Raw genomic sequence first — 2,690 nt, forward strand, 5'->3', positions numbered from 1 at the left:
GGCTCAATGAGCGGACTTACAGCCGATACTATCGGCGGCTTCAATTCACTTATAGCAAAGCAAAAAAAAGAAGAAGGCGAGGCACTTGTTTCAACTGTATTCTTCAGCAACAGTTCCAAAGTGATACATGACAGGGTGAAGCTGGAAGACGTTCCCAAGCTTACAGACAGGGAATATGTTCCATCAGGCTGTACGGCGCTTCTTGACGCAGTGGGTGACGCGGTTCATCATATTGCCAATATCCATAAGTATGCCCGTGAGGAAGATGTTCCAGAAAAGACGCTGTTTGTAATTACAACGGACGGTATGGAAAATGCCAGCAGAAAGTTCAGCCACAAGGACGTGAAAAAGCTCATCGAAAGAGTGCAGGAGGAAAAGGGCTGGGAGTTCGTATTCCTCGGAGCTAATATCGATGCAGCTGAGACAGCAGGCTCTATCGGTATCAGCGCAGAGCATGCAGTTGACTATCACGCTGACTGCTGTGGTACAGAAGTCCTTTACGAAGCCGTAGGCTGTGCTGTAAGCAGTATAAGAGCTGAAAAAGGGCTCAACAAGGCATGGAAACGTTCTGTGGAAGCTGATAATAAACGCAGAAAAAAAGGTGTAGTTTGATGTAAATGATCATGCTCATATAGAAGTTTTCCAAGAACTAATATGAAAAAAACTATATAGTTGGGTATAACAATAAAACAGGAAGATACTTCATTTTGAGGTATCTTCCTGTTTTTTTGATTATTTTTTAAAACTCTATGGACAAATAGTAACGCACATGCTGTAATTGCATACATAATGTCAACATCCGATATCTATAGTTTCTGATGTGAGAGCTTTTCATTTATAATAAAAATATGTAAGAAACAAGTCTGGTATAATATTTATTCCAGATGAAGTAAATTCAGCAGTAAAATCCAGCTTATCCCATAGTAAGAGATAACGGCAACAAGATCATTTACCGTTGTAATGAGCGGTCCTGAAGCAACTGCCGGATCAACTTTGATCTTTTTAAAGAAAAGAGGTATTAAAGTGCCGACAGCACTTGAAATAAGCATTGCAATCATAAGTGAAACACCTATACAACCAGATACGGCAAATGAAAAAAATGTCTCTTTTCCTTTAACAAAAGAAATATATAATCCGATAAAGAAAAATGACAGAATTCCAAGCAGTAAACCGTTGAACAATCCGATTCTGACTTCCTTAATTACCAAATGCATTTTTTGCTTGAAAGACAGCTTCTCATCCGTCATAACACGAATTGTCACAGCAAGCGACTGAGTTCCAACATTACCTGCCATATCGAGTATAAGAGACTGGAACGCCATTATGAGAGTTAATTGTGCAACGACCTTTTCAAATACGCCTACGACAGTCGATACGCCAATTCCCAGAACAAGAAGTGCCAATAGCCAGGGGAGGCGTTTTTTCATACTCTGTATAAGCGTTTCATTTAAATCTTCTTCTGCTGTAAGACCAGCAAGTCTCGCATAATCCTCTCCCATTTCGTCATCAACGGCTTCAATGATATTCTGTGCCGTAATAACACCAAGCAGCTTATTGCTTTCGTCCAGAACGGGAATAATGCTTTCAGAATAATCCTTTAGTTTTTCAATACAATCAGAAGTCTGCTCATTTGCATATACATACGGGAAAGAAGTTGCAATAAGACTGGACAGCGGCTTTCCACTTCGTGCGGTAATAAGATCCTTCAGATCAATTGCACCATTATACTCCTCCTCATCATCGATAACAAAAAGCGTTGCAATATTGTCGTTTTCCGCAGCCTGACGTACAAGTTCGTTCATTGCTTCTTTGATAGTCATATTATCGTGGATTATAATGCAATTTGTTGTCATTCTGCTGCCGATTTCATCTTCGTCAAATGAGGCGATTAACTTGATTTCTTTCTGAACATCAATATCGACTGCATCAATTATCAGGCTTCTTTTTTCTTTTTCGATCGATCGAAGTATTTCCACAGCTGTATCTGTATCCAGTTTTGAAACAACAGCTGCCGCTTTACGGACATCCATTTCTTTAAGGTAAACGCCGGCGTCTTCCTCATCGAAGAACTCAAAGATCTCAGCAAGCATATCTGTGCTGCTGATACGATAAAACTTCTTCCGTTCATTTTCCGACAGCGTTGACAGAACATCAGCAATATCATTGGCATGGTAATCTTCAAGCCTGTACATAAGCGCTTTCGGAGCAGCATTGCTGCGAAGTATTTCTATGATTTCAGCAGTGTAATTCGGTTTGACCGCTGCTTCTGCTGAATGTAAAATTTCCTTGTTATCCATTATTCTCTCCTCCTGATATAAAATAAGCAGAAGGGACAAATGGGCATAAAAAAACCGTATATGAGCTGAGCAGGTCACATACGGGAAACAACTATCATGCTTTCAAGCGCAGCACAATCAAGCGGAAACTTACAACAGTTCCACTGCGTCTGAATTGATAATGTTTTCGCCCGCCAGCCCCGCAACTGTCACTGTTAGCCACTTGATTCACCTCCATGTTTCTTGGTATATTACTATTTTAACACAAACCAAAGCTGATGTCAACATACGACAAATGAATAATGCAGCACATAATAGGCTGTATTATATTTTCATCATGAAAAGAAAGATTAATTGATCCTTGAGAAATATTGCGTCGGTATGGTATAATAGTGTGAAATTTAAAACGGCATA

At 39.9% G+C, this 2,690-nt stretch carries 2 protein-coding genes; one reads left to right on the forward strand and one right to left on the reverse strand.

Annotation, left to right across the window (positions count from 1 at the left end; translation table 11 throughout):
• Positions 1 to 612, forward strand: a 612-nt coding sequence (locus J6U00_RS05320) for a hypothetical protein (protein ID WP_296579913.1), incomplete at its 5' end; no start/stop codon positions are given.
• Positions 613 to 875: 263 nt separating this feature from the next.
• On the opposite strand, the gene mgtE is transcribed toward J6U00_RS05320, so the two are convergent.
• On the reverse strand, positions 876 to 2,297 hold the full coding sequence (gene mgtE / locus J6U00_RS05325; protein WP_296579915.1) for a magnesium transporter: 1,422 nt from the start codon (positions 2,295 to 2,297) through the stop codon (positions 876 to 878).
• Positions 2,298 to 2,690 lie beyond the last annotated feature (393 nt).

The sequence above is a fragment of the Ruminococcus sp. genome (assembly GCF_017650195.1).
Taxonomy (GTDB): domain Bacteria; phylum Bacillota; class Clostridia; order Oscillospirales; family Ruminococcaceae; genus Ruminococcus.

Coding starts and splice junctions, on each gene's coding strand:
- mgtE (WP_296579915.1), bottom strand. CDS start 2,297: ATGGATAACAAGGAAATTTTACATTCAGCAGAAGCAGCGGTCAAACCG.